The 26178-nt window shown below is 67.5% G+C and carries 25 protein-coding genes; 10 read left to right on the top strand and 15 right to left on the bottom strand.

Translation table 11 applies throughout. The features are described from left to right. Nucleotides 1-18: 18 nt before the first annotated feature. From SLQ31_RS21870 to SLQ31_RS21850, 5 genes are all read right to left on the bottom strand, one after another. Entirely contained in the window at nt 19-1464 is a 1446-nt protein-coding gene (locus SLQ31_RS21870; protein WP_319436164.1) for a chloride channel protein, read from the bottom strand. Between the two features lie 26 nt (nt 1465-1490). Further along, complete coding sequence (locus tag SLQ31_RS21865) at nt 1491-1748, bottom strand: HPr family phosphocarrier protein (protein ID WP_319436163.1); 258 nt, start codon at nt 1746-1748, stop codon at nt 1491-1493. A 61-nt stretch (nt 1749-1809) separates the two neighbouring features. Beyond that, nucleotides 1810-3837 (bottom strand): fructose-specific PTS transporter subunit EIIC, encoded by a 2028-nt coding sequence (locus SLQ31_RS21860; protein WP_319436162.1) that lies wholly within the window; start codon nt 3835-3837, stop codon nt 1810-1812. Nucleotides 3838-3857: 20 nt separating this feature from the next. Continuing rightward, nucleotides 3858-4835, bottom strand: coding sequence for a 1-phosphofructokinase (gene pfkB / locus SLQ31_RS21855; protein ID WP_319436161.1), 978 nt, complete (start codon nt 4833-4835; stop codon nt 3858-3860). Continuing rightward, nucleotides 4832-5611 (bottom strand): DeoR/GlpR family DNA-binding transcription regulator, encoded by a 780-nt coding sequence (locus SLQ31_RS21850; protein WP_319436259.1) that lies wholly within the window; start codon nt 5609-5611, stop codon nt 4832-4834. Before SLQ31_RS21850 ends, pfkB begins: the two co-directional genes overlap by 4 nt. Nucleotides 5612-5714: 103 nt before the next feature. Between SLQ31_RS21850 and ptsP the strand changes: the two genes are divergently transcribed. After that, nucleotides 5715-7412, top strand: coding sequence for a phosphoenolpyruvate--protein phosphotransferase (gene ptsP, locus SLQ31_RS21845; protein WP_319436160.1), 1698 nt, complete (start codon nt 5715-5717; stop codon nt 7410-7412). A 36-nt stretch (nt 7413-7448) separates the two neighbouring features. Continuing rightward, nucleotides 7449-8426, top strand: coding sequence for a pirin family protein (locus SLQ31_RS21840; protein WP_319436159.1), 978 nt, complete (start codon nt 7449-7451; stop codon nt 8424-8426). Between the two features lie 6 nt (nt 8427-8432). Here SLQ31_RS21840 and SLQ31_RS21835 read toward each other — a convergent pair whose 3' ends face one another. Together SLQ31_RS21835 and SLQ31_RS21830 are read right to left on the bottom strand one after the other, a co-directional pair. Further along, complete coding sequence (locus SLQ31_RS21835; RefSeq protein ID WP_319436158.1) at nt 8433-10583, bottom strand: FUSC family protein; 2151 nt, start codon at nt 10581-10583, stop codon at nt 8433-8435. Next, complete coding sequence (locus tag SLQ31_RS21830) at nt 10580-11140, bottom strand: TetR/AcrR family transcriptional regulator (protein WP_319436157.1); 561 nt, start codon at nt 11138-11140, stop codon at nt 10580-10582. Before SLQ31_RS21830 ends, SLQ31_RS21835 begins: the two co-directional genes overlap by 4 nt. Nucleotides 11141-11287: 147 nt before the next feature. Between SLQ31_RS21830 and SLQ31_RS21825 the strand changes: the two genes are divergently transcribed. From SLQ31_RS21825 to SLQ31_RS21805, 5 genes are all read left to right on the top strand, one after another. Continuing rightward, nucleotides 11288-12688, top strand: coding sequence for an aldehyde dehydrogenase family protein (locus SLQ31_RS21825; protein ID WP_319436156.1), 1401 nt, complete (start codon nt 11288-11290; stop codon nt 12686-12688). Between the two features lie 310 nt (nt 12689-12998). Beyond that, nucleotides 12999-13631 (top strand): TetR/AcrR family transcriptional regulator, encoded by a 633-nt coding sequence (locus SLQ31_RS21820; protein WP_319436155.1) that lies wholly within the window; start codon nt 12999-13001, stop codon nt 13629-13631. Nucleotides 13632-13795: 164 nt separating this feature from the next. Then, on the top strand, nt 13796-14722 hold the full coding sequence (locus SLQ31_RS21815) for a class I SAM-dependent methyltransferase (RefSeq protein WP_413642743.1): 927 nt from the start codon (nt 13796-13798) through the stop codon (nt 14720-14722). A gap of 77 nt (nt 14723-14799) precedes the next feature. Continuing rightward, on the top strand, nt 14800-15663 hold the full coding sequence (locus SLQ31_RS21810; RefSeq protein WP_319436153.1) for an SDR family oxidoreductase: 864 nt from the start codon (nt 14800-14802) through the stop codon (nt 15661-15663). 18 nt (nt 15664-15681) lie between these two features. After that, a complete protein-coding gene (locus SLQ31_RS21805; protein WP_319436152.1) occupies nt 15682-16377 on the top strand; it encodes a haloacid dehalogenase type II in 696 nt (231 codons plus the stop codon). Here SLQ31_RS21805 and SLQ31_RS21800 read toward each other — a convergent pair. Genes SLQ31_RS21800 through SLQ31_RS21790 form a run of 3 tightly spaced genes read right to left on the bottom strand, consistent with a single transcriptional unit; the run spans nt 16374 to nt 20209 of the window. Further along, nucleotides 16374-17243 carry an EamA family transporter gene (locus SLQ31_RS21800; protein ID WP_319436151.1) on the bottom strand — a complete coding sequence of 290 codons (870 nt, stop codon included), beginning with the start codon at nt 17241-17243 and terminating at the stop codon, nt 16374-16376. The genes SLQ31_RS21805 and SLQ31_RS21800 overlap by 4 nt on opposite strands. 10 nt (nt 17244-17253) lie before the next feature. Beyond that, a complete protein-coding gene (gene pntB / locus SLQ31_RS21795) occupies nt 17254-18675 on the bottom strand; it encodes a Re/Si-specific NAD(P)(+) transhydrogenase subunit beta (protein WP_319436149.1) in 1422 nt (473 codons plus the stop codon). A gap of 1 nt (nt 18676) precedes the next feature. After that, complete coding sequence (locus tag SLQ31_RS21790; RefSeq protein WP_319436148.1) at nt 18677-20209, bottom strand: Re/Si-specific NAD(P)(+) transhydrogenase subunit alpha; 1533 nt, start codon at nt 20207-20209, stop codon at nt 18677-18679. Between the two features lie 390 nt (nt 20210-20599). On the opposite strand from SLQ31_RS21790, the gene SLQ31_RS21785 reads away from it, so the two are divergent. Next, complete coding sequence (locus tag SLQ31_RS21785) at nt 20600-21085, top strand: DUF456 domain-containing protein (RefSeq protein ID WP_319436147.1); 486 nt, start codon at nt 20600-20602, stop codon at nt 21083-21085. On the opposite strand, the gene SLQ31_RS21780 is transcribed toward SLQ31_RS21785, so the two are convergent. From SLQ31_RS21780 to SLQ31_RS21765, 4 genes are all read right to left on the bottom strand, one after another. Beyond that, complete coding sequence (locus tag SLQ31_RS21780; protein WP_319436146.1) at nt 21074-21868, bottom strand: tyrosine-protein phosphatase; 795 nt, start codon at nt 21866-21868, stop codon at nt 21074-21076. The genes SLQ31_RS21785 and SLQ31_RS21780 overlap by 12 nt on opposite strands. Beyond that, the gene (locus tag SLQ31_RS21775) at nt 21865-23082 is read right to left on the bottom strand and encodes an acyl-CoA dehydrogenase family protein (RefSeq protein ID WP_319436258.1); all 1218 of its coding nucleotides are present in this window, start codon (nt 23080-23082) and stop codon (nt 21865-21867) included. The genes SLQ31_RS21780 and SLQ31_RS21775 overlap by 4 nt, the downstream gene beginning before the upstream one ends. 149 nt (nt 23083-23231) lie before the next feature. Then, nucleotides 23232-23399 carry a hypothetical protein gene (locus SLQ31_RS21770; RefSeq protein WP_319436145.1) on the bottom strand — a complete coding sequence of 56 codons (168 nt, stop codon included), beginning with the start codon at nt 23397-23399 and terminating at the stop codon, nt 23232-23234. A gap of 19 nt (nt 23400-23418) precedes the next feature. Beyond that, nucleotides 23419-23589, bottom strand: a complete 171-nt coding sequence (locus tag SLQ31_RS21765) for a hypothetical protein (protein WP_319436144.1) — start codon at nt 23587-23589, stop codon at nt 23419-23421. 151 nt (nt 23590-23740) lie between these two features. Here SLQ31_RS21765 and SLQ31_RS21760 point away from each other — a divergent pair, with 151 nt between their 5' ends. Both SLQ31_RS21760 and SLQ31_RS21755 read left to right on the top strand, forming a co-directional pair. Continuing rightward, nucleotides 23741-24382, top strand: a complete 642-nt coding sequence (locus SLQ31_RS21760; protein WP_319436143.1) for a response regulator transcription factor — start codon at nt 23741-23743, stop codon at nt 24380-24382. Continuing rightward, nucleotides 24375-25580, top strand: a complete 1206-nt coding sequence (locus SLQ31_RS21755; protein WP_319436142.1) for an ATP-binding protein — start codon at nt 24375-24377, stop codon at nt 25578-25580. Before SLQ31_RS21760 ends, SLQ31_RS21755 begins: the two co-directional genes overlap by 8 nt. A gap of 155 nt (nt 25581-25735) precedes the next feature. On the opposite strand, the gene SLQ31_RS21750 is transcribed toward SLQ31_RS21755, so the two are convergent. Then, complete coding sequence (locus SLQ31_RS21750; RefSeq protein WP_319436141.1) at nt 25736-26161, bottom strand: ATP-binding protein; 426 nt, start codon at nt 26159-26161, stop codon at nt 25736-25738. Between the last annotated feature and the right edge of the window lie 17 nt (nt 26162-26178).

The raw sequence follows: 26178 nt of genomic DNA, 5'->3' as shown, positions 1-26178 counted from the left end.
ACAGTGACCTGGGGGCCGCTACGGCTCGGGCGCGTCATCCTCGGCAGTCGACATGATCTCCGGTGCCGGCACCGTGACCCGTTCGGCGGCCGCGGTCTCGCGGTTGAGCCGCTGGGCCTGATAGATCGACACCGGGGTCCGGATGATGATCAGGTAGGCGATGCCGACGGCGACCATCGCGCCAGGGATCACCGAGAACGATCCGGTCATCTCGGCGACCATGAGCATCACGGCCAACGGCGCGTGGGCCACGCTGCCGAAGCAGGCCATCATCGCGGCGATGACGAAAACTCCTGGCCCTGAGGGCACCGCAGGCATGCCCGCCAGATCGGCCAGCCGCCAGATCGCCGCGCCGACGAACGCACCGATCACGATGCCCGGCCCGAAAATGCCTCCGGAGCCGCCACTTCCGATGGACAGCGACGTGGCAATGATCTTGGCGATCGGGAGTACGAGCACAATCCACAGCGGGATCGACAGCAGCCCTTCCTTCGTCGTGGCGATCTGCACCCAGCCGTAGCCGCTGGACAGGATCTGCGGGATGACCAGGGCCAGTAGGCCAACCAGCAGGCCGCCGATCGCGGGCTTGATGATCTTGTTGCCGGGCAGCCGGTGCGTCAGCGCAACGGTGCCGTAGAACACTCGCGCGTAGAGGTATCCGACTGCCGCCGAGGCGATCCCGATCACGGCGAACCAGCCCAGTTGCGCGGGATCGAAGACGTAGTCGTGTTCCACAAATCCGAACATCGGCTCGAAACCGAGGATGGAGCCGTAAACGGCGTAGGCGGTCCCCGAGGTGACGAACCCGGGGATCAGCGCCTTGTAGTCGAAGTCCTCGCGGTAGACGATCGACGCGGCCAGCACCGCACCGCCCAGCGGCGCACCGAAGATCGCGCCGATACCCGATCCGATACCCAGTGAGACCGCGACTCGGCCGTCGGCGTCGGTCAGGTCGAACATCCGCGTCAGCAGTGACCCGAATCCCGCCGAGATCTGGGCGGTGGGTCCCTCGCGGCCGGCGGAACCGCCAGAGCCGATCGTCAGCGCGCTGGAGACCAGCTTCACCAGCACCGCGCGGACGCGGATCGAGCGGGGATCGGTGTGGACGGCCTCGATGGCGCTGTCGGTGCCGTGGCCCTCGGCTTCCGGTGCCAGCTTCGCCACCAGGATGGCCGACACCAGCGCGCCGCCGAACACGATCAGCGGGATGGCCCATGGGCGGACGAAGCCGGCGGAACCGGTGCCGCCACCGTCGGCGTAGGCCTGCGGTGCGTGATAGCCGCCGAGGTAGCCGAGCAGGAACTGGCCGGTGTAGTCCAGGGCGAGGTAGAAGATGACGGCGCCGAGCCCGGCGATGATGCCGATCGCGACCCCGAGGATCAGCCACTTCCGCAGATAGGGGGATTCCCGGAGGAATTCGCCCAGCCGTCCGCCTGCCTTGCTGCCGATCGGCGCCTGGGCCATCTGCGGATGCTAGCAGCGCATGAGCACTAGGCGTCGAGGTCCTGCTGGACCAGCTCGGCGATGCTCGCGCACGCCGCCTCGTCCTCGGAGGCGACGGTGACTTCCGCCCCATTGCCTGCGCCCAGGGTCATGATCATCAGCGCCGAGCCGGCGTCCACCGGCTCGCCGCCGTCGACCGACAAGGTCACCGGAACGCCCGCGTTGACAACGGCTTCGGAGATGATCGCGGCGGGGCGGGCGTGCAGTCCGATCGCCGAGCCGACGATGACGGTCTTGGTGTGCATGAGACTCCCTCTGTTGGTGCCGAATTCGACGTTATGGAGATGTTTACTCGAACTTCTTCGGTCAAACGTTGGTTTCGGCGAGGGGGGTGGCGGCAGTGGCGGAGGCAGCCTTCCCGGCGAACTGCTTGGCGCCCATCACCGCGAACGCGCCGACGGCGGTGCCCGCGGCCAGGGCCACCAGGAACCAGACCAGGTTGCCGATCGCGAAGAACACGAAGATCCCGCCGTGCGGCGCCTTGAGCGTCACGTCGAAGGCCATGATCAGCGCACCGGTGAGTGCCCCGCCGGCCATCATGGACGGGATCACCCGCAGCGGGTCGGCGGCGGCGAACGGGATAGCGCCCTCGGAGATGAAGGAGGCGCCCAACAGCCAAGCCGCCCTGCCATTCTCGCGCTCCGGCTCGCTGAACAGACCCGGCCGGATGGTGGTGGCGAGCGCCATCGCGAGAGGGGGCACCATGCCGGCGGCCATCACCGCGGCCATGATGCGCAGCGAGGAGGGGTCGGCGACGTTGAGCCCGGCGGTGGCGAACGCGTAGGCCGCCTTGTTGACCGGCCCGCCGAGGTCGAAGCACATCATCAGGCCCAGGATCACCCCGAGCAGGATCACCGACGCGCCGGTGAGGCCGTTGAGCCAGTTGGTCAGTCCGGAGGTGATCGCGGCCAGCGGGCGGCCCAGCAGCAGGAACATCAGCAGGCCGACGATCAGCGAGGCGAACAGCGGGATGATCACCACCGGCATCAGGCCGCGCAGCCATTGCGGCACGCTCACCCGGCTGATCCACAGTGCCGCGAAGCCCGCGATCAAGCCGCCGACGATACCGCCGATGAAGCCGCCGCCGACGTACACCGCGACCGCGCCGGCGGTGAAACCCGGTGCGAGACCGGGCCGGTCGGCGATGGCGAACGAGATGTAGCCGGCCAGCGCCGGAACGAGAAAGCTGAATGCCAAGCCACCCAGGGTGAACAACACCGCGCCGAGGTACTGGGTGAACCCGCCGCTAGGCAGGTTGGTCAGCGAGTTGGTGGTGGCGATCAGATTGCCCAGCGACTTGGTCGCGCCGTCGGGGGTGTTGGCAATGTCGTAGCCCGCGAACAGGAAGCCCAGCGCGATCAGCAGACCGCCGGCGGCCACGAACGGAATCATGTAGCTGACACCGGTCAACAGGATCTGCCGGGTCCGGGTGCCCCAGCCGACTCCGCCGGCGGGCGCACCGCCCTCGGCCGCGGCGGCCGTACCCTCGACTCGTGCGGCCTTCGGATTGTCCGACGCGGCAACGGCTTCAGCGATCATGACGTCGGGCTCGTTGATGGCCCGCTTGACGCCGGAGGCGATCACCGGCTTACCGGCGAAACGCTGGCGGTCCTTGACCCCGACATCGGTGGCGAAGATGACGGCGTCGGCGCCGCTGATAATGTCCACGCTCACCGGTGTGCTTCCCGAGGAGCCCTGGGTTTCCACCGTGAGGCTGATCCCTGCGCGCTCGGCGGCCAGCTTCAACGCGTCGGCGGCCATGTAGGTATGGGCGATCCCGGTGGGGCACGCCGTGATCGCGATGATCGACTTGGTCTGTGCGGCCGTGGGTTTGGCCGCGGCGACGGGGGCGGCAGCCGGTGTGGCGGCAGCCGGGTTCACCACACCGTTGACCAGGCTGACCACGTCTTCGGCTGACTTGGCATCACGCAACGACTGCACGAAGTCCGGCCGCACCAACGCGCGGGCCAGGCTGGACAGCAGCTTCATGTGCTCCGCGCCTGCGCCGTCGGGTGCGGCGATCAGGAACACCAGATCCGCGGGGCCGTCGGGCGCACCGAAGTCGACCTTCGGGGACAGCCGGGCGAATCCGATCGACGGGCTGGTCACCGCTGCCGAGCGGCAGTGCGGGATCGCGATACCCCCGGGAAGCCCGGTGGCCGACTGCGCTTCGCGGGCCATGGCCGCGGCCTGTAGTGCCGCGCCGTCGCTGACCCGCCCGCTGTCGGCAAGCCTGCTGGCGAGCAGGCCGATCACCGACTCCTTGTCCGACCCGGCGTCGACGTCGAGCAGCACCAGGTCGGTGCTGATGATGGAGGGGGTGGAGTTCGTCATGATGGGGTGCCTTTTGGGTATCAGTTGCGCGCGGGATAGGGCGATATCGAGGTGACTGCCACCTCGTCGAGGTCGATCTCGGCAGGCGCCGGGAGCGCCGAACCGGGAAGTGCCGCAGCGGCACTGCCGTAGGCGACAGCCATCTGCAGTCGTTGCGGCGCCTGGGCACCACCGACATCGGCGCGTACGTAGCCGGCGAGTGAGGAGTCGCCGGCGCCGACGGTGCTCCTTGGCTTGATCGGAGGTGGGGTGGCCAGCCAGCTGCCGGTGTCGTTGACCAGCAATGCGCCGGCCGCGCCGAGGGTGGCCAGTACGGTCTTGGCGCCGCGGTCGAGCAGTTGCCGAGCGGCGTCGATGACAGGATCGGGATTGCCCTGGGCCAGAGCGTCTTCCAGCGACTGCGCATCGACGCCCGCCAGGCTGGCCAGCTCCTCGGAGTTCGGCTTGATCAGGTCGGGTGCCGCGGTGGCGAAACCCGCGGCCAGCGCCGCGAGGGGGGCATCGGAGGTGTCGACAGCGACTTTGCAGTCGTAGGACTGCAATTGGGCCACCACATCGGCGTACCAGGTGTCCGGCATCCCGGGTGGCAGGGATCCGGACAACACCACCCAGCGCGCGGTTGCCGCACGATCGAGGATCGCCTTGGTGAACGCGGCCAGCACGGGCCCATCGATCACCGCGCCGGGCTCGTTGATCTTCGTTGTGGTGCCGTCGGATTCGGTGATCGCGAGGTTGGTGCGGACCGCACCATCGATGGGCACTGCGTAGAACGGCACGCCGCATGACTCCAGCGCCGCGACGATCGGGTCATGGCGGGCGGCGGGCAGCACCGCGACGGTGTCCAGCCCGGCCAGCGTCAGGGCCCGTGCGACGTTGACGCCCTTGCCGCCCGGTTCGGTCGTCACCGATTGCACCCGGTGCACCGCGCCGCGCACCAATTGGGCGGGCAGCGTCACCGTACGATCGATGCTCGGGTTGGGTGTGACGGTGACGATCATGATTCCCCTCCTGCGGCAACGATTTCGATGCCCTGCTCGGCCAACTCGGTGCGGTTGGCCGCACTGATCTCGCAGTCGGTGATCAGGGCGTCGACACTGTCGATCGGCGCGAAGCTGACGAATTCCTCGCGACCGATCTTCGACGAGTCAGCCAGCACCACAACATAGTTCGCGCACCGGACCATCGCGCGCTTGACGGCCGCTTCCTCGCTGTCGGGGGTCGAGAGCCCGTGGCGCACGGTGATGCCGTTGGCGCCGATGAACGCGATGTCCACCCTCATCGTGTCGAGTGCGCGCAGCACCGGCTCGCCGACGGCGGCCTGGGTCAGGCCACGGACCCGGCCACCGAGCAGCTGCAGGTTGATGGACGGCATGGCGGCCAGCCGCGCCGCGATCGGCACCGAGTTGGTCACCGCCACCAGTTCCCGGTCGGCCGGCAGCATGGCCGCGACGCGGGCAGTGGTGGTGCCGGCGTCGAACAACACCGTCGCACCCGACAGCGGCAGGAATTCGGCCGCGGCCCTGGCGATGGCCTCCTTGTGGTCGGCGCGGGTGGTCTCCCGCTCGTCGACACCCGGCTCGACCACGTGCAGTGCCCGCACCGGGACCGCACCGCCGTGCACGCGGCGCAGCACGCCGGCCCGGTCCAGCACCGCCAGGTCGCGGCGGACCGTCTCGGTCGTGACGTCGTAGGCCAGGGCTAGTTCAGCCACCGACGCCCGCCCCTGAGACAGCACTCGGGCGGCGATCGCCTGCTGACGTTCTTCCGGGTACACGATTCTCCGTTTGTGTGGGGACACCAGTGGATTGAATGTTGGTATGTGTTGTTTTACCCCCGTTCGTGTTGACTTGTCAACGATTCGCTGTAACCTAGTTCACATGCCCGACTCATCCACACCTACCTCACTCGGTGCCGGACAGGTCCTCACCGGAGTCCCCGTCGTCCCCGGCGTCCGCTATGCACCGGTCATCCGTCCCGGTCGGCTGCCCGCCATCGACGACCTCGACCCCGGTGGTGAGCTCGCCGAAGACAAGCGCGACGGCGAGGCGACTCGGTTCACCGCCGCGGCGGCAACGGTTGCCGGGCGGCTGCGGGACCGTGCCGCCCATGCGACCGGCGCCGCCTCGGAGGTGCTGGCCGCCACCGCGATGCTGGCCCAGGATCGCGCCTGGCTGGGCGCGGCGGAAAAACGCATCAAAGAGGGCACGCCCGCGGTACGTGCCACCGCCGCGGCGGTGGAGCAGTTCGTCGAGCTGTTCACCAAGATGGGCGGGTTGATGGCCGAACGCGTCACCGACCTGCGCGACATCCGCGACCGGGTGGTGGCCGAGCTCAGCGGCCTGGCCGAGCCCGGTGTGCCGGTGCCGGCACAGCCGGCCATCCTCTGCGCGGAGGACCTCGCACCCGCCGACACCGCCGGCCTTGACCCCACGCTCGTCATCGGCCTGGCCACCACGCTCGGCGGCCCGACCAGCCACACCGCGATCATCGCCCGCCAGCTGGGCATCCCATGCGTGGTCGCCGTCCACGGTCTCGACGACATCCCGGCCGGTGCCGACGTCCTCATCGACGGGACCCGCGGCACCGTCAGCGTGTCACCCGACCCGGCCGAAGCCGCCGCCGCCGTCGACGCCTCCAAGGCGGCCGCCGCCGCGATGGCCGGCTGGACGGGCCCCGGCGCCACCGCCGACGGGCACCCGGTCTCGATCCTGGCCAATGTCCAGGACGGGTCCGCCGCCCGGGCCGCGCGGGAAACCCCGGCAGAGGGCATCGGGTTGTTCCGCACCGAACTGTGCTTCCTCAACCGCGACACCGAACCCACCGTCGACGAGCAGGCGTCGATCTACGGCGAGGTGCTCGACGCTTTCGCCGGGTGCAAGGTCGTCATCCGCACCTTGGACGCCGGTTCGGACAAGCCGCTGAAGTTCGTTGGGCATCCCAACGAGGCCAACCCCGCGCTCGGCGTGCGAGGAATCCGCATCGAGGCCCTTCATCCCGAGGTGCTCGAGCGTCAGCTGGACGCGATCGCGCTTGCGGCAGAGCGGACCGGCAGCGCGCCGTGGGTGATGGCACCGATGATCGCCACCCCCGACGAGGCCAAGCGGTTCGCCGATCGGGCCCGCCGCCGCGGCCTCCTCCCTGGCGTGATGATCGAGGTGCCCGCCGCCGCCCTGCTGGCCGACCACATCCTGGAGCATGTCGAGTTCCTCTCCATCGGCACCAATGACCTGGCGCAATACACGATGGCCGCCGACCGGATGTCCGCCGAACTGGCCACCCTGACCGACCCCTGGCAGCCCGGCGTGCTGGCGCTGGTCGCGCAGACCGCACGCGCCGGCGCCAGCAGGGGCAAGCCGGTCGGCGTCTGCGGCGAGGCTGCCGCCGACCCGCTGCTGGCCTGCGTACTGGTCGGGCTGGGCGTCACGTCGCTGTCGGCGGCCGCTGCCGCCGTGACCGGCGTCGGCGCCAAACTCGCCTCGGTCACCGTGGCGCAATGCCGCGACGCCGCCGATGCCGTGCTGACCACGGCGAGCGCGGCCGAGGCGCGCGCGGCGGCGTTGGCCGTGCTGGACTGACGGAATTAATCGGACTGCGGTCCGGTTAGAGATATCATGCCAGCAGTTACCGCAGACACGTTGTCACTACCGCGCCTGAGCGCGGCCGCCGCGACCGATACCGAACGGCCCGTCAGGTCCGTCACCACCGGTCCACGCGGGTTCGAAGGCGAAGGCTTCCCCGTCGTGCGCGCGTTCGCCGGCGTCAGCGCCGCCGACCTCGACCCCTTCGTCCACATGGACCAGATGGGTGAGGTCGAATACTCACCGGGCGAGCCCAAGGGCACCGACTGGCACCCGCACCGCGGCTTCGAGACGGTCACCTACATGATCGACGGCCGCTTCGCCCACCAGGATTCGCATGGCGGCGGCGGCCTGATCGCCGACGGCGCCACCCAGTGGATGACCGCTGGTTCGGGCATCCTGCACATCGAGACGCCGCCGGCCGAGCTGGTGGAAAGCGGCGGGCTGTTCCACGGAATCCAGTTGTGGGTCAACCTGCCTCGCGCGGACAAGTTCGCGCAGCCGCGCTATCAGTCGATCGAGGGTGGCGCCGTTCGCCTCTTGTCGTCGGCCGATGGCGGTGCGCTGGTGCGTGTGATCGCCGGCGACGTCGACGGCTGGGCGGGCCCGGGCATGACGCACACCCCGATCACGTTGGCGCACGCCAGTATCGAGCCTGGCGCTCAGCTGAACTTGGCGTGGCCACGCGATTACAACGCGTTGGTCTATGTGCTCTCCGGTCGCGGCACGGTCGGTCCGATCGGGCATCCGATTGCGCAGGGACAGCTCGCGGTGCTCGGGCCGGGCGACCGCATCACGGTGGCCGCCGATGCCGGTCAGGACGCCAACCGGCCGGCCATGGAGGTTCTTCTGTTGGGCGGCAAGCCGATTCGTGAGCCGGTCTTCCATTACGGGCCGTTCGTGATGAACTCCAAGTCCGAGGTCGCCCAGGCGCTCGACGATTTCAACGCAGGCCGATTCGGCGTCATCCCGCCGGGCGCGCTGATGCCGCACCGCGCCGGTCGCGGGTAGACGGGTTCAGGTGCGCGCCGGCTCGGCGGCCAGGGCAGGCGGATAGGTCAGCTCCAGCTCGCCGAGGTTGGCCGCGGCGGTGACCAGCGGCAGCGCCGCCGACACCGCCAGGTCTCCCTCGCCGGCCTCGGCGCGCAACGCGGGCACCAGATCGTCGCTGATCGGTGCGGTCAGCCCGGTTCCGCCGCTGCCGTCGAAGCGGGCGCAGAGCGCGCCGGCGTGGGCCTCGAGCACCGCCCGCGCCTGCGGGTACACCCCCAGCGGCGGCGGCACGATATCGGCGATCAGGTCAGCGGCGGCGCGCAGCCGGACCGCGCGGCTGGATGACCGCACCACCGGTGCGCGGGAGTCCGTGGGTCCACCACTCTCGGAAAGGTATTGGCGCACTGCGTCATCCAGGGTCCGTGACGCCGTGAGAGCGTCGTGGCTGAGCGCGTTCACATCGTTCTCCGCCTGCTCGAAGGCGCCGCGGGTCACGCGCAGGACCGCCGCCCGCAGATAGCGGGAGCCCACCTCCCGCGCCGTGTCGACCGCCTGCTGTACGGCGGTTTTCGCCCCGCGTGGCCACAGCAGCAGCGACACGACGACACCCACCGAAGCGCCCACCACGACGTCCTCGATCCGGATCAGGCCGACGGCCCACCCGCTCGGGACGATCAGGTTGAACACGATCAGCACCATCATCGTGAACGCGGCCTGGGTCGCGGTGAACGAACCGATCTCGGGCACGTACGCCGAACCGAAGGCCACCAGCGGCAACAGCACCCACATCACGATCGGATCGGTACCGAGCAGCTCGATCACGATCGCGCCGAGGACGAAGCCGATCACGGTGCCGCTTACTGCGCGCACGACGGTGGTGCCGGTGGTCAGCGCGCTGCTGCGCAGCACCGACAACGCCCCGAGGACCACCCAGAATCCGTGCTGCACGGGAAAGACGAACGTGACGAGCACGGCCAGTGCCAGACCCAGTCCGGTCCGCACGCTGTTGCGGGCGGTGACCGACCGGGTCGCCAGATGGCCACTGGTCAGTGCGGTGAACGCTTCAGTCTCGGAGTACACCCGCTCGGCGATCCCGGTCTCGGGCAACCGCCGCCCCAGCACTCGCGCCCAGACCGGTCGCGCGTCGGCCGCCGCGGCGCTGGCGATCAGCCGCCCGGTGACCCCGACCGCGGCGCCGATGGTGCGCCGGTTGAGCAGGGTTCGGCCCAGCGCGACGGCTTCGTCGTCGTCGGGCTCAGCGAGGATGTCGACGATGTCCTGCCGGTAGCTGCCGATCGCGATGGTCCGCGAGTCGCTCAGCGCGGTGGCCAGCTCTGCGCGTTCGACGGCTCGGGCGCCCGGTCTGGTGATCTGTAGGACCCGGGCGCAATCCCGCAGCACCTGAACCACCGGTTCGCGCATCGGCCCGAGCAGCTCGCCGGTGTCACCGGTGACCCGATCACACAGCCACTGCAGGTCGTCGACCACCCGGACCAGTGCGCGGCTGCCCGCTGTCAGCGCCACCGGACGGTAGGCCACCCCGAGGAAGTTGGCCCGCAGCGCGTCCATCGCGGTGATGACGTCGGCGGCCGACGCGGTGCCCTCGATCCGATCGGCGAGCACCGCACAGACCTCGGCGGCATGCCGGCGCAGCTCGCCATGGTGGCGCGGGGGAAAGAGGAACAACGCGGCAGGCACGCAGATCACCAGGGCGATCAGCCAGCCGAACAGCCGGTCCCCGAGCGGGCCCACCGGTGTACATACCGGAAGCACGAAGGTCAGCAAGGTGGCCCGCTGCCCGGCGGCGACGATCTCGCTGAGCACGCCGGTAAACACGACAGCCACCCCGATGACGAACATCAGCGTGACCGCGAGCCACGGGATGGGTGCGGCCACGGTGCCCAACGTGATCAGCACGGCGCCGTTGAAGCCCAACCCGCCGTAGGCCAGCGCCCGGGCGTTCACATTGCCGGGGAAGTCCACGACGATCAGGAGTGCGATCGACCCGAAGATGGTGAACATCGGCGTCTGTGACCCGCCGCCGAGAGCGAAGCTGACCGCCGCGGCGATCGGCACGACGATGGCGGCGCGCAGGGCGCGGCGCGCGCCGTCGTTCTCGGGGTCACGTGTCCGAACCCGCTCGACCGCCCGCCGCCATAAGGCAGCGGGGGTCACTTCGGCACGCTGGCGAAACTGCCCGCGTCCAGCGCGTCGAGCATGTAGCGGGCGATCCACCCGAACATGCCCGGCTCGCGCGGCAGGGTGGCCTGCTCGTAGCCGATGAAAACGTAGACCGCCCAGGCGGCGTAGACCTCGGCCTGACGGGTGTCATCGACGATTTCGATCGCCGAGTCGTAGAGGATCTTGTACCGCTGCCGGTCGACCTCGGATTGCACCGCCAGCACGTGCGGGTCCACCGAGCTCCACGACCGGATGGCGGCCTCGGCCCCGTGCGGCAGCGACAGCCCGACCTGGATGATCGCCTCGATGCGACGGCGCGGGTCGGAGACCTCGCGGATCGCGCCGATCAGCCGCACCGTCCGGTCCTGGACCCAGTACGACACCAGGTCCCGGGTGTAGGCCGGCCAACTGGAGAAGTAGTGATAGAACGACCCGGTCGTCACGCCGAGCCGATTACACACTTCGGCAAGTTTGAGTCCGCCGTACCCCACATCTGCGAGCACCTCGAGGCCGGTCTCGAAGTACGCCTCTCGGTTGGCAACGGTGGCCATGCCACAAGACGATAGTGCGCGACCCCCGTTAAAAGGCCGTGACGTGCAGGATCGTGACCAAGTTTCGCAGGATCGGCCCCCAGGCCTGGTGACGCGACCCCAATGATGGGGCAAGCTGGAATCACGAGATCGATTCGAGGAGATGGCATGACCGCCCAGATCACCAATGACCAGGCCACCGACCAGGGTGCCGCCGGCGTGCTGGCCGATGTGCGCCGGGTGTTCAACAGCGGCCGCACCCGCTCGCTGACCTGGCGTTCCGAGCAGCTGCGGGCCGTGGAGCGGATGTGCGAAGAGCGGGAGCCGGAGATCGCCGAGGCGCTGGCCAGCGATTTGGGCCGGTCCTCGTTCGAGGCATGGCTCGGCGATATCGGCTCGACGAAGGCCGAAGCCGCTTTCGCCCGTAAACACCTGAAGAAGTGGGTGAAGCCGCAGAAATATGGGCTTCCGCTGGCGCAATTGCCCGGGAAGGCATGGGTGCAGTTCGATCCACTGGGCGTGATCCTGGTGATCGGGCCGTGGAACTACCCCTTCTATCTGTGCATGGCCCCGGTGGTGGCGGCGATCGCCGCAGGCAATGGCATGGTGATCAAGCCCTCGGAGTTGGCGCCCGCCACGTCGGCGCTGATGGCACGGCTGATTCCGGAATACCTCGACGCCGAGGCCATCCGCGTGGTCGAGGGCGACGCGGCGGTCACTCAGGACCTGATGGCACAGGGGTTCGACCACGCCCTGTTCACCGGCGGTACCGAGATCGGCCGCAAGATCATGGCTGCCGCCGCGCCGACGTTGACGCCGGTGACCCTGGAGTTGGGCGGCAAGAGCCCGGTGGTGGTGCTCGCCGACGCCGACCTCGACGTGGCGGCCCGCCGGATTGCCTGGATCAAGATGCTGAACTCGGGTCAGACCTGCATCGCCCCGGACTATGTGCTGGCCGACCGCACGATCGCCAGCGAGCTGGCCGACAAGATCGTGGCGACGATCGCCCAGTTCCGCGCCGAAGAGAAGGACCCGTCGCTGCGGATCGTCAACGAGCGGCAGTTCGATCGGCTGGTGTCCCTGATCAGCGCGACCAGCGGGACCGTTGTCACCGGTGGCGGCTCGGATCGCTCGGCGCTGCGGATCGATCCGACCGTGATCATCAACCCGGCCGCCGACGATCCGGTGATGTCCGACGAGATCTTCGGCCCGATTCTGCCGATCATCGCGGTGGATTCGCCAGACGCTGCCGTAGCGTTCGTCAACGCCCGGCCCAAGCCGCTGGCGCTCTACGTCTTCACGGCTTCGCAGCAGGTGGCCAAGGACCTCATCGACCGGATGCCCTCCGGCGGTGCGGTGGTCAACCATGTGGCGGTGCACTGCCTCGTCCCGCAACTGCCCTTCGGCGGTGTCGGGGCCAGCGGGATGGGTGCCTATCACGGGAAGTGGGGCTTCGAAGCGCTCAGTCACCGCCGCGCCGTGTTGGCCAAATCGACCAAATTGGATTTGAAACTCATGTACCCGCCGTACACTGATCGTGCGATCAGGATCATGCGTAAGGCCTTCTAGAGACCAAAAACTGGCTCCAGCAAACGCGTCTCCAGCACCCTGCAACCTTTTGACGGGGAACTCTCGCGCGCAAATGCCGTACTGGCGAATTCTCAGGCGTAATTCGCATTTCCAAAGAATTTACCTGTTGGTGACTATCCGGTATAGGGACCTAAAACCGCAGGTTGCGAACGGATCGCGAGCTAGAACGGCGTCGTTGCAACGGATTCCGCAGGTAGATATGAATATGAGTGGAATTCTAATTTCTCAGGATTAAGCAAATGTTGTCGGCCGTCAAAATTTCTCGCGTAGTTGTGGCACAATTTTGACCGTGCCGCATACAGCGAGTCGGGGCCCGGGTCGCCCCCCAGCAGCGAAGGCAGCGGAAACGCGAGAGCGCATCATGCGCGCCGCCCGTGAGGTGTTCAGCGAATTGGGTTATGACGCTGCCACCTTTCAGGCAATCGCCATCCGTGCCGACCTGACTAGACCCGCCATCAATCACTACTTCGCCAGCAAACGGGTGTTGTACCAAGAGGTGGTCGATCAGACCAACGCCTTGGTCATCGAAACTGCCGTCCAGCAGTCGCAGCGTGAGGGAACGCTGGCCGGCCGGATCCGCTCTTTCATCCAGGCGGTGGTGCAGGCCGAAGGTCAGGATCGCTCAGTTGCTGCGTTCCTGGTGACGGCCGTACTCGAAGCCGAGCGACATCCGGAGTTGGCCGAGTCCAACCATGATTCGCGGGAGTTCACCCGCGGATACCTCAAGGCCGCCATCCGGGACGCCATCGAGTCGGGCGAGGTTCGCGCCGATATCGACATCGAGGCGGCTGCCGAGATGTTCATGGCCGTGATGTGGGGCCTGGGCTTCTACGCCGGATTCGTGGGCGACAACGAGCGGCTGGTCGCGATCATCGACCAGTTCCTGGAGTTGCTCAACGGCAAGGCCTGGCACGCCGGCTAGCAGTCCGGTGACATGCGCCACAGTCGCATAGTCTAGCTAAGTTTCTCGGTAGCATCGTCGTATAACCCTGGCTGAACTGGGTTGATGCGCTGCCCTCGGGGCCCGCGGACCAGTGTCGAGCCGATAAGCGACGCCGAATTGGGGACACCGCTGCCATGAGTACTTTGCGCACAGATGACGACACCTGGGACATCGCGACCAGCGTGGGTTCGACCGCCGTATTGGTGGCCGCCGCCCGTGCCGCCGAGACCGACCGTCCCGATGCACTGATCCGCGATCCCTACGCCCGGATTCTGGTGGCGGGTGCCGGGACCGGGATGTGGGAGAACTTCCTCGACGCGTCGATCGCCGACCGGCTGACCGAGGTCGATCCCGAAGCCGTCGCCATGTTCACCCACATGCTCAATTACCAGGCGGTACGCACCCACTTCTTCGACGCCTTCTTCGCCGAGGCCACCGCCGCCGGCATCCGCCAGATCGTGATCCTGGCCTCGGGTCTGGACTCGCGCGCCTACCGGTTGGATTGGCCGGCCGGCACCCACGTGTACGAGATCGACCAGCCCCTGGTCCTGGACTACAAGGCCAAGACCCTGGCCGAACACGGTGTGACGCCGGTTGCCGAACGCCACGAGGTGCCCGTCGACCTGCGCCAGGACTGGCCGACCGCGCTCAAGGACCAGGGTTTCGATCCCGCACAGCCCACGGCCTGGCTGGCCGAGGGACTGCTGATGTACCTGCCCGCTGACGCCCAGGACCGGTTGTTCGAACTGGTCACCGAGCTCAGCGCGCCGGGCAGCCGGGTCTCGGCCGAGACCGTCGGGCACCATTCCGACGAGCGGCGCGAACAGGCGCGGGAACGCTTCGAGAAGTTCGCCGACCAGCTCGACATCGAGCAGACCATCGATATGCAGAACCTGATGTACAACGACCCGGATCGCGCCGAGGTGACCGATTGGCTCAACGGGCACGGGTGGCTGGCGTCCGGCGAGCGCTCCCCCGATGCGATGCGCCGGCTGGACCGCTGGGTCGACGTGCCGATGGCCGACGATCCGGACGCGTTCGGGACCTTCGTCGTCGCGCAGAAGGCCTGACGCCACCCGGGTGCCTGCAGCTCCGGCGGCCCACGTATACAGGGGAGTAAGTCCCGTCAGTCGGAGAAAGGAAACTCATGCCCGGAGTTGTGGATCGAGTTGTCGTCGTCACCGGTGCCGGCGGTGGTCTGGGCCGTGAATATGCCCTGACCCTGGCCAAGGAGGGCGCCAGTGTCGTGGTCAACGACCTCGGCGGCGCGCGCGACGGCACCGGAGCCGGCCACAACATGGCCGACCAGGTGGTCCAGGAGATCAAGGACGCCGGCGGCCGGGCTGTCGCCAACTACGACTCGGTTGCCGAGTCGGAGGGCGCCGAGAACATCATCAAGACCGCGATCGACGAGTTCGGCAAGGTCGACGGCATTGTCAGCAATGCGGGCATCCTGCGCGACGGCACGTTCCACAAGATGCCGTTCGAGAACTGGGACTCCGTGCTGAAGGTCCACCTGTACGGCGGCTACAACGTCATCCGCGCCGCCTGGCCGCACTTCCGCGAGCAGAGCTACGGCCGCATCGTCGTCGCCACCTCCACGAGTGGTCTGTTCGGCAACTTCGGGCAGGCCAACTACAGCGCCGCCAAGCTCGGCCTGGTCGGCCTGATCAACTCGCTGGCCCAGGAAGGCGCCAAGTACAACATCAAGGCCAACGCTGTCGCGCCGATCGCGGCCACCCGCATGACCGAGGACATCCTGCCCAAGGAGGTGCTCGCGAAGCTCACCCCCGAGTACGTCGCACCGGTGGTCGGCTACCTGTGCACCGAAGAGGTGCCCGATTCGGCCTCGATCTTCATCGTCGGTGGCGGCAAGGTGCAGCGCGCGGCGCTGTTCCAGAACGAGGGCGTCACCTTCGAGAACGTGCCGACCGTCGACGACATCGCGTCGCAGTGGTCGACGATCGATGACCTGTCCTCCGCCGAGCACGCCACCTTCAAGCTCGGCTGATCTCAAGCTGGAGTCGCTGTGATTCGCGCGCTGGCCTTCGACGTGTTCGGCACCGTCGTCGACTGGCGCGCGAGTCTCATCGGTGAGCTCCAGGAATTCGGGAACCGGCAAGGCGTGCTACGGGATTGGCCGAAGTTCGCCGACAACTGGCGGGCCGGCTACGTTCCGGCGATGGATCGGGTTCGCCGCGGCGAGCTGCCGTGGACACGGCTGGACGACCTGCACCGCAGGATCCTCGACGAGTTGCTTCGCGACGCCGCCATCGAGGCGGCAGACGACGACGTCGACCACCTGAACCGGGCGTGGCACCGGCTGGACCCGTGGCCCGACAGCCTCGCCGGGCTGCACCGGCTCAAGGAGCGATTCATCATCACCACGCTGTCGAACGGCAACGTGTCGCTGCTGACCGACATGGCCAAGCGGGCGGGTCTGCCGTGGGACTGCGTGCTGTCAGCAGAGATCTTCGGTCACTACAAACCCGACCCCGAGGCCTACCTGGGCTGCGCGCAGATCCTGGATGTGGCGCCCGACGAACTCATGTTGGTCGCGGCCCATCCCAGCGACCTGCGAGCGGCCCGCGATGCCGGGCTGCGGACCGCCTACGTCGACCGCCCGCTGGAATGGGGACAACCAGGGCGCTATCGGGTGGCGTTCGAGCCCGACGAATTCGACGTGACGGCAACGGATCTCGTGGACCTCGCCGACAAGCTTTAGTTTCCGGTGTCCTCGGCAACCGAGTCGCCCGCGGTGATGACCAGCGCAGTCATGACCAAGGCGATGCCCGTGAGTTCGGTGGGTGTCAGCCACTGATGCAGCATGACCGCGCCGATACCGGCGGCGACAGCGGGCAGCAGTGCCAGAAACAGGGCGAAGCGGGCCCGGGTGATGACCGTCAGGACGAACTGATCGAGCGCGTACGGCACCGCCGTGGACAGCACGCCGACGCCAAGACCCACCAACCAGGTCCGAGGATCGGTGAGCACGTGCGCATCGGTGTGTAGCTGACCAGCCAGCAAGAGCGGCGCCAGCAGCCCTGCCGCGACGGCCATCCCGATGGCCAGGGAACCCAGCCCTGAACCCGCCTCCGCGACCCGTTTGCCGAGCAGGATGTAACACGCCCACAGCGCCGCGGCGGTCAGGGCGAAGCACACACCGACGGCGTCGGCACCGGCCTGCACTCCGGCCAGGAGCGCCACCCCGCCCGCCGCGAGTACGACGGCCAGGACATCACGGGGGCGCCGCGTGCCCAGTGTCGCCACCGCGACGGGTCCGATGAATTCGATCGCGACGGCGGTACCGAGCGGGATACGTGAAATCGCCTCGAAGAAGGCCACATTCATCCCGACGGTGACGATCCCGAACCCGGCGGCGACGGTAAGACCACGGCGCGTCCACACCTGGCGCCACGGTCTGCGCCAGGCGAGCAGCACGACGGCGGCCCCCGCGGCGCGTAGCCAGGCCACCGCGGCCGGATTGGCCGTGGCGAACAGGAACACCGCCAGCGCGGCACCGACATACTGCGATACGGCGCCGACGATGAAGAACATCGGCACCGACCACATCGGGACGCGGCGGTTCACCGCAACGGTCTTACAGCGCGGCGTTGATGTCGTCGACCCTGTCGCGAGCATCGCCGAACAGCATCTGGGTGTTCTCGCGGAAGAACAGTGGATTCTGCACGCCGGCGTAACCGGAGGCCATCGACCGTTTGAACACGATGACGTGCTCGGCATTCCAGACCGTCAGCACCGGCATGCCGGCGATCGGGCTGGTCGGATCTTCCGACGCCGCCGGGTTCACCGTGTCGTTGGCGCCGATCACCAAAACCACTGAGGTGCTGGCGAAATCGTCGTTGACCTCATCCATTTCGAGCACGATGTCGTAGGGCACCTTGGCCTCTGCCAGCAGCACGTTCATATGTCCGGGCAGACGGCCTGCGACGGGGTGGATACCGAATCGCACACTGACACCACGCTCGCGCAGCTTGCGGGTCAGCTCTGCCACGCCGTACTGGGCCTGGGCCACGGCCATCCCGTAGCCGGGGGTGATGATCACCGAACTGGCCGACGACAAGAGTTCGGCGGCTCCCTCGGCGGTGATCTCGCGGTGTTCGCCGTAATCCTTGTCCTCGGCCGGTCCTGCTTCGATGCCGAACCCACCGGCGATGACCGAGATGAACGAGCGGTTCATGGCTTTGCACATGATGTATGACAGGTAGGCACCTGAAGATCCGACCAGGGCGCCGGTCACGATCAGCAGATCGTTGGACAGCAGGAAACCCGAAGCTGCTGCAGCCCAACCGGAATAGCTGTTGAGCATCGACACCACGACGGGCATGTCGCCGCCGCCGATCGAGGCGACCAGGTGCCAGCCCAGCAGCAGCGCCAACGCCGTGACGACGATGAGGAGCCACAGCTGGGGTTCGATGACGAACCAGACGGTGAACGCAACGAACAGCACCAGGGCACCGACATTGAGAAAGTTCTTGCCGGGCAACATCAGCGGGGCGGATTTGATGCGCGCCGACAATTTGAGGTTGGCGACGATCGATCCGGTGAAGGTGACGGCGCCGATGAACACGCCGATGAAGACCTCGGCGGAGTGGATGCCGAGCATGCCCTGGCTATCGAGCAGCGCGGCCTCGGCGCCGGCGAGGTCGTGCTCGACGTGCAGGTAGCCGTTCCATCCGACCAGGACCGCGGCCAAACCGACGAAACTGTGCAGCAGGGCAATCAGCTCGGGCATACCGGTCATTTCGACGACCCGGGCACGCCACAACCCGATCGCGGCACCGATGGCCATGGCGCCGATCAGTAGGCCCAGACCGAGTGGCTCGATATGGCGGGCCAGGGCCAGCGCGATGGTGGCCACCAGCGCCACCAGCATGCCTGCCATGCCGAATGTGTTTCCGTTCCGCGATGTTTCGTGCTTGGACAGCCCGGCCAGCGCCAGGATGAACAGCAGGGCCGCGACGACGTAGGCCGCGGTGGCGGCCGTTTCCAATGTGAACAACTCAGCTCCTCGAGAACATCGCGAGCATGCGACGCGTCACCGCGAAGCCACCGAAGATGTTGATACTGGCAAGCAGGATGGCGACGGCGGCCAATGTTGTGACGATGACGTCACTGTGGCCGATCTGGAGCAGCGCGCCGACGACGATGATGCCCGAGATCGCGTTGGTCACCGACATCAACGGGGTGTGCAATGCGTGGTGCACGTGGCCGATGACGTAGTAGCCGATCACGATCGCCAGCGCGAACACTGTCAGGTGCACCTGTAGTGCTGCCGGGGACAACGCGATGAGGAGGAACAGCACCGCGGCAGCGCCGAAGGTGATGCCGAGCCGGCGGCCCATCGTCATCGGTTCTTTGGTCGGCCGCACTGCCGGGGCGGCCGTCGCAGCAGGAGCCGGGGCAGCAGATACCTGTACCGGTGGTGGTGGCCACGTCGTCTCGCCGTTGCGGACCACGGTGACCGACCGCTGTACGACGTCGTCGAAATCGAGTACGAGCGTGCCGTCTTTTTCCGGGGTCACCAGTTTGAGAAGGTTGACCAGGTTGGTGCCGTAGAGCTGCGATGCCTGAGTGGGCAGCCGGCCGGCCAGGTCGGTGTAGCCGATGATGGTCACGCCGTTGTCGGTGAGGACGACCTGGTCTTTGACGGTGCCCTCGACGTTGCCGCCGTTGGCCGCGGCCATATCGACGATGACACTGCCCGATTTCATCGAGGCGACCATGTCGGCGGTGATGATGCGCGGTGCGGGCCGGCCGGGGATCAGTGCCGTCGTGACGATGATGTCGACGTCCTCGGACTGGTCCGCGTAAAGCTGCGCCTCCCGGGCCTTGTAGTCGTCGCCCATCTCCTTGGCGTACCCGGTAGCCGATACCTCGGTCTCCGGCGACTCGATCGAAAGATACTCACCACCAAGGGATTTGACCTGATCGGCGACCTCGGGGCGCGGGTCGGTGGCGCGCACGATGGCACCGAGGCTGCCCGCGGCGCCGATCGCCGCCAGCCCGGCGACACCCGCGCCGACCACCAACACCTTGGCCGGCGGGACCTTGCCCGCGGCGGTCACCTGGCCGGTGAAGAACCGGCCGAAGTTGTGTGCTGCCTCGATGACCGCGCGGTACCCGGCGATATTGGCCATTGACGACAGGACGTCCAGCGACTGGGCTCGCGAGATCCGCGGGACCGCGTCCATGGCCAGCACGGTGATGGGCCGCGTGGACAGTTCCTCGACGAGTTCGGGTTTCAGTGCGGGGGAGATCAGGCTGATCAGTGTTGCCCCGTCGCGCAGTGCGGCGATCTCGGGACTGCTGGGTGCGTTGACTTTCAGGATGACATCAGCGCCGAGCGCCTCGGTCGTGGTCCCAATACCGGCACCGGCCTCGACGTATGCCTCGTCGGAGAAGCTCGCCGCGACACCCGCACCGGACTCCACCAGCACCTCGTAACCGAGCTTGATGAGCTGTCCGACCGTCTGTGGTGTGGCGGCGACACGTGTTTCCCCAGGCAGAGACTCACGTGGAATCCCGATGATCATCAGTGCGATCCGATCTGGTTGGTCATGCGGAGGCTGGGCGGAAGATGCAAGTGTATGGAATGGCAGGGTCCACCTGCGAACTCCGTACCCCGAGCGCGGTTGGCGGTGGCTCGAGATCCCGAATCGGGATGACGCGGGGGCGGACATCAAGTAATGGACACTTGTCCAGGTTAGCTCGCCGCCGGGTATTGCGATACGGACGTCCGTCAAAATGGCATATGAGATGCAATTATGCGCCACGGCCAAGAGGGTATGGCGCGGTGTCGCTCGCGTAGGTGGGGGCGCATCCACCGGGTGGTCGACCGTACGCGAGACACCTGTCCAGTTGCATCGGGGGCAGCGGATCGGCCTCCCGGAGTGTCGGCGATGTTGCCGGCCTAGATTCGACAAGTGAGCATCGGCGGCATTGTCCTGGTTGGACTGGCCATCGCCGTCGGACTGGTCGGCGTCATCGTGCCGCTCCTGCCGGGCACCCTGTTGGTCTTTGCCGCGATCGCGGTCTGGGCCGCCGTCGAACACACCCTGGTGTCCTGGGTGGTGCTCGGGGTGGTCACCGTGGTGCTGGGCGCCACCCTGCTGATCAAGTACCTGTGGCCGGCCAAGCGGATGCGGGCGGCCGAGGTCGGCACGTGGACGCTGGCCGCGGGAGCGGTGCTCGGGGTGATCGGCTTCTTCGTGGTGCCGGTCGTCGGCCTGCTGTTCGGGTTCGTGCTGGGGGTGTACCTCGCCGAACTTGCCGCCCGCCGCGATCAGCGGCGCGCCTGGGCGGCGACCGTGCACGCGCTCAAGGGTGCCGCGTTGTCGGTGGGTGTGGAGCTGGCGGGCGGGCTCATCGCCACCGCGGTGTGGGTGGCCGGCCTGCTGCTAACCCAGTAGTTCGGTGCGGGTGCGTGCGACGTCCTCGGCGCTGACGTCGCAGACTCGGAGGAATCCCTCCAGGTTGCCGTAGTTCTCGTCGATGGTGCGCCGGGCGGTCGCCAGGTACTCCTCGCGGACGCCGAGGACCCCGTTGGTCAGGCGCGCCTCGGCGAAGGTGGTGATCTCGGGCGTCTCGCCCGCATGGTCGACCACCGATTCCATGATGCGTTCACGCAACGACCCGACGGCGTCGTTGCTGCGCAGGAAATCGGTCAGCACGGCGTCATGCCGGATCCCGATGGCCTCCAGTACCACTGCCACGGTGAACCCGGTGCGATCCTTACCGGCGAAGCAGTGCGTGATCACCGGACGCCCCGAACCCAGCAACGAAAACACTTGCCGCACAGCACGTTGCGCGCCACCGAGCACCGGGAACTTCAGGTACTCCTCGGTCATGAACCGCGTCGCCGCGGCCTCGACGTCGTCGTCGGCGGTATTGTCGGTCATCATCTTCTGCCAGCTGGTCTCGTGCGGAGCCTGGGCGGTCGTGTTCGACAGATCCGGGAACGGCAGCAGATGGATCGCGACGCCGTCCGGAACGGCCCCGGCCCCACGGCGTTCCACCTCCTGCGGCGAACGCAGGTCGGCGACATCGGTGATGCCGAGCGTGCGGAAGACCTCGCGGCCGTCATCGTCGAGACGGCTGAGCTCACTGGACCTGAAGAACCGGCCGGGGCGCAGCCCGGCGGTCGCGGCGATATCGCGGAAGTTCCACGCGCCCGATAGCTGACCGTTGTTCACGCGTTGGTCACCGCCGCTGCGAAAGCGCCTTTGTCCCTGCCGAGTTCGGCGCGGGCAGTGGCACGAATATGAACCTCGTCGGGTCCGTCGAAGATGCGCATCGCCCGTTGCCAGCCGTACATTCGCGCCAGCACGGTGTCGTCGCTGACGCCGGCGGCGCCGTGTACCTGGATAGCGCGGTCGATGACGTTGCAGGACATCTGCGGGGCAACGGTTTTGATCTGCGCGACCAGATCCTTGGCTTCTTTGTTGCCGAGCTGGTCGATGGTCCACGCGGCCTTCTCGCACAGCAACCGCGCTTGGTCGATCTCATTGCGGGACAACGCGATCGCGTTCTGCACCATGCCCTGTTCGGCCAGTGGCTTACCGAAGGCGATCCGGGTCTGCACCCGGTCGACCATCAGTGCCAGCGCCCGCTCGGCCACGCCGATCGCCCGCATACAGTGGTGGATTCGGCCGGGCCCGAGCCGTGCCTGGGCGATCGCGAATCCGCCGCCCTCCTCACCCAACAGGTTGGACGCGGGCACCCGCACGTTGTCGTAGACGATCTCGGCGTGGCCGTGCTGGTCCTGCCAGCCGAACACCGACGTCGAACGTTTGATGTTGACCCCGGGGGTATCGGTGGGCACCAGGATCATCGACTGCTGCTGATGGGACGCGGCATCGGGATTGGTGCGGCCCATGACAATCAGGATCTTGCAGCGCGGATCGTTGGCGCCCGACGTCCACCACTTGTGGCCGTTGATGATGTAGTCGTCACCGTCGCGCACGATCGACGTCGCGATGTTGCGCGCATCGCTGGACGCCACCGCGGGCTCGGTCATCGAGAAGGCACTGCGGATCTCGCCGGCCAGCAGGGGCTCCAGCCACTGCTTGCGCTGCGGCTCGGTTGCGAACAGGTGCAAGGTCTCCATATTGCCGGTGTCGGGCGCCGCGCAGTTGATGGCCTCCGGGGCGATCTCGGTGCTCCAACCGGTCAGCTCGGCCAGCGACGAGTACTCCAGGTTGGTCAATCCCGACTCGGCAGGCAGGAACAGGTTCCACAGCCCTTGGCCGCGCGCCAGCACCTTCAACTCCTCGACCACCGGCGGCACGGTGAAGTCGCCCGGTCCGGCGGCGGCGCGGTACTCGTCGTAGGACTTCTCGGCCGGGAAGACGTGCTCGACCATGAACTCGGAGAGGCGTTTGTGGTAGTCAGCACCCTTGGCAGACATGGCGAAATCCATGCCGCCACGATATGACACCCGTTAACACCACGACGAGGCCCTCCCTTATGACCATAGGGAGGGCCTCGTAGGCATGTGGAGAAAGGTTATCGATCAATAGACCTCCGAACTCCCGGGAACGGGTCTGGGGTGATGGATTATGGGTGGCCGCTGATGTGTTGTGCGCTGACGCTCGAGCCGTAGTCGGCGACGTCGGAGGACGCAGAGCTGTTCGTGTTCGACAAGACCGTTGCCGCGACGATGCCGGTCGTGGCGACCGCTGCGACGTGAAGAGCGATGAGTCGGGTTGCCGTGATGGTGGCCATGTCGAGGCTTCCGTCCCAGTCAGAGGTTGACGGGGATCAGGGCGGCGGGCGAGTCCGTTGCCGTCATGCTCAGGCCCATCGTGTCGGCCGCGGCGGGGGTGGCGACGATCAGGGTGCCGGCCAGGACGCCGACCGCGAGGGTCGGTCCCGCCAGGGCGGTGGTGAAGCGGCGAGTGAATGTGCGGTCCATGTCCGTCTCCCTTACTTCCTGGGGCCGATGACTTTCGGCTATGCATTGACTATCGCCCGCACGCGATGCCCTGTCTGTCCGCCGATGGGACCCTGGCAGGGATGAAGTGTTTGTCCCCCGATCGGTGGACAGAATATGGAAAGCTGCTGGTATGCCCGATAAAAAGGTGCGTGTCGTCGTCGGCGACGACCACCCACTGTTCCGCGACGGTCTGGTTCGGGCCCTGTCCGGCAGCGGTGAGGTGGAGGTCGTCGCCGAAGCCGAGGACGGTACCTCGGCGCTCGCGCTGATCAAGGAACACACCCCCGACGTCGCGCTGCTGGACTACCGGATGCCCGGAATGGACGGCGCCGAGGTGGCCGCCGCCGTGCGGCGCGACGAACTGACGACCAGGGTGCTGTTGGTCTCCGCGCACGACGACGCCGAAATCGTCTATCACGCACTCCAGCAGGGGGCGGCCGGCTACCTGCCCAAGGACTCCAGCCGATCCGAGATCGTCAACGCGGTTCTGGATTGCGCCAAGGGCCGCGACGTTCTGTCGCCCCGGCTGGCATCGGGACTGGCCGTCGAGATCCGGCGCCGCGCCGAGCCCACCGGTCCGTCGCTGAGCGCGCGGGAACGCGAGGTGCTCAAGATGATTGCACTGGGACGCACCATCCCGTCGATCGCCGAAGCGCTGTTCCTGGCCCCCTCGACTGTTAAAACCCATGTGCAGCGGCTCTACGAGAAGCTGGGCGTGGGAGATCGCGCCGCGGCCGTCGCCGAAGGCATGCGGCGGGGCCTGCTTGAGTAACCTGCCGGCTCCGCTGGCCCGCGCGGCCGATTATCTCGGCACCGAGCCGGTCCGCGTCGCGGCCGTCCTGAGGCTGCCGCTGATCGTCCTGATCGCATTGCTGGTGTGGATCGAGGGCGTCGACCATTGGCTTCCGATGGTCTATTGGTCGGTCCTGATCGTGTACACGGCCACCGCCGCGGTCTGGCTGGCCCTGGTGCTGATCAGCCCGTTGCAGCGGTGGTTCGGTTGGGCATCAACGGCGATCGACGTGGTGGCCGTGCTGGCGATGTGCGTCGCCTCCGGTGGCGCGACGAGCTGGCTGCTGCCGATCTTCTTCCTGATCCCGATCACCGTTTCGTTCCTGGACCGGCCCGAGATCACCGCCCTGATCGGTGCCAGTACCGCGCTCGGGTACCTGGGGGCGTGGGTCTTCTATTCCAAGCGCGACGACACGATGGGCTTGCCCAATATCGTCTACGTGCAGGTCGGCTGCCTGGCCTGGCTGGCGCTGGCCACCACCGCGCTGTGCCTGGTGCTGGCCCGTCGCCGGGCCAGGGTGCGCTCGCTTCTCGAGGTGCGGCGGCGGCTGGTCTCGGAGTCGATGCAGGCCGACGAACGCAACAACCGGCAGCTGTCCGAACAACTGCACGACGGTCCGTTGCAGAACCTGTTGGCCGCCCGGCTGGATCTGGAGGACCTGCGCGAACAGCCCTCCGATACCGCCTTTGAGCGGGTCGACGCGGCGCTGCAGGACGCCATCAACCAACTTCGCAGCGCGGTCACCACTTTGCATCCCCAGGTGCTGGCCCAGGTCGGGCTCGGCGCCGCGCTGCGCGAGCTGGTCGGCCAGTACGAGCGGCGCTGGAAGGTCACCATCGACTGCGCTGTCGAAGAGGTCGGCAAGCCGCCGTCGCAGGCCCTGCTCTACCGCGCCGCCCGCGAGCTACTTGCCAACGCGCACAAGCACTCTCGTGCCACCCGTCTGCGTGTCGAGCTCGATCCGATGCCCGGTTCACTGGTGCTGCGGGTGGTCGACAACGGGGTGGGATTCGACCCCGCCGTGCTGGATAACAAGGTGGCCCAGGGGCATATCGGGCTGTCGTCACTGTTGGTCGGGGTCGAAGCGATGGGCGGTTCGGTCGAGTTGGTCGACACCGCCGGTGGTGGCACCACAGCGGTCGTGACCGTGCCGGACGGCGATGTTTCTGCTGAATGAGCGGAATTGCCAGGGAAATCCCTAGTGCAGCGAATCGGGGGCGCGAGTTTGCGTAGCTGGGATGAGCGTGGCGCAAGATCCGATCCATCGCTTCTTGGCGGAGTGGTATCAACCGGCGCTTGTCGGCGCGCCGCTGGCTGATATTGCCGGCCGGCTCATCGGTCAAGCGGCGCCGGCCCGTTCACGGGGCACTGCGGTGTCGGTCGTGTTGACGGTGGCCTCCCCGATCGACGAAATGGTCTTGGGAGTGGCCCTGCCTCGCCGGTGCTCACCGCGCCCAGCGCGCGCTGGTGCAGGGCGGGCAACCTCGCCAGCACCGCGTCGTCGATCCCGGTGAGCAAGTCGGCCGGCCCCGTCCACGCCAGCGCCACCTCCGCGGCTGCCCCGGCGGTGGTCAACACCCCGAACCCGGCGCCCCTGGCCCACTCGGCTGACGCTCGCCATACGGTGGTTTTGCCGATGCCCGCCTCACCGGCGAGGATCAGCGCCGTCGGCGCATGCCGAGCCCGTTCAAGTACAGCCTCTACCCGCGCCAGCTCATGGCTGCGCGCGACGATTTCCCCCGCCACGTTCAGGATCATCGCAGACACTTCGCACA

The organism is Mycobacterium sp. RTGN5 (assembly GCF_033804465.1).
Classification (GTDB): Bacteria; Actinomycetota; Actinomycetes; order Mycobacteriales; family Mycobacteriaceae; genus Mycobacterium.
The sequence above is the reverse complement of the archived record's forward strand: the minus strand, read 5'-3'. Positions and strand labels throughout refer to the sequence as shown.

Excerpts from the sequence above, each read along its gene's own strand:
- SLQ31_RS21775 (WP_319436258.1), bottom strand. The coding sequence starts at position 23,082 with ATGTCTGCCAAGGGTGCTGACTACCACAAACGCCTCTCCGAGTTCATG.
- SLQ31_RS21750 (WP_319436141.1), bottom strand. The coding sequence starts at position 26,161 with ATGATCCTGAACGTGGCGGGGGAAATCGTCGCGCGCAGCCATGAGCTG.
- ptsP (WP_319436160.1), top strand. The coding sequence starts at position 5,715 with ATGCCCGACTCATCCACACCTACCTCACTCGGTGCCGGACAGGTCCTC.
- SLQ31_RS21765 (WP_319436144.1), bottom strand. The coding sequence starts at position 23,589 with ATGGACCGCACATTCACTCGCCGCTTCACCACCGCCCTGGCGGGACCG.
- pfkB (WP_319436161.1), bottom strand. The coding sequence starts at position 4,835 with ATGATCGTCACCGTCACACCCAACCCGAGCATCGATCGTACGGTGACG.
- SLQ31_RS21825 (WP_319436156.1), top strand. The coding sequence starts at position 11,288 with ATGACCGCCCAGATCACCAATGACCAGGCCACCGACCAGGGTGCCGCC.
- SLQ31_RS21790 (WP_319436148.1), bottom strand. The coding sequence starts at position 20,209 with ATGATCATCGGGATTCCACGTGAGTCTCTGCCTGGGGAAACACGTGTC.
- SLQ31_RS21840 (WP_319436159.1), top strand. The coding sequence starts at position 7,449 with ATGCCAGCAGTTACCGCAGACACGTTGTCACTACCGCGCCTGAGCGCG.
- SLQ31_RS21770 (WP_319436145.1), bottom strand. The coding sequence starts at position 23,399 with ATGGCCACCATCACGGCAACCCGACTCATCGCTCTTCACGTCGCAGCG.
- SLQ31_RS21870 (WP_319436164.1), bottom strand. The coding sequence starts at position 1,464 with ATGGCCCAGGCGCCGATCGGCAGCAAGGCAGGCGGACGGCTGGGCGAA.
- SLQ31_RS21760 (WP_319436143.1), top strand. The coding sequence starts at position 23,741 with ATGCCCGATAAAAAGGTGCGTGTCGTCGTCGGCGACGACCACCCACTG.
- SLQ31_RS21865 (WP_319436163.1), bottom strand. The coding sequence starts at position 1,748 with ATGCACACCAAGACCGTCATCGTCGGCTCGGCGATCGGACTGCACGCC.
- SLQ31_RS21810 (WP_319436153.1), top strand. The coding sequence starts at position 14,800 with ATGCCCGGAGTTGTGGATCGAGTTGTCGTCGTCACCGGTGCCGGCGGT.
- SLQ31_RS21860 (WP_319436162.1), bottom strand. The coding sequence starts at position 3,837 with ATGACGAACTCCACCCCCTCCATCATCAGCACCGACCTGGTGCTGCTC.
- SLQ31_RS21830 (WP_319436157.1), bottom strand. The coding sequence starts at position 11,140 with ATGGCCACCGTTGCCAACCGAGAGGCGTACTTCGAGACCGGCCTCGAG.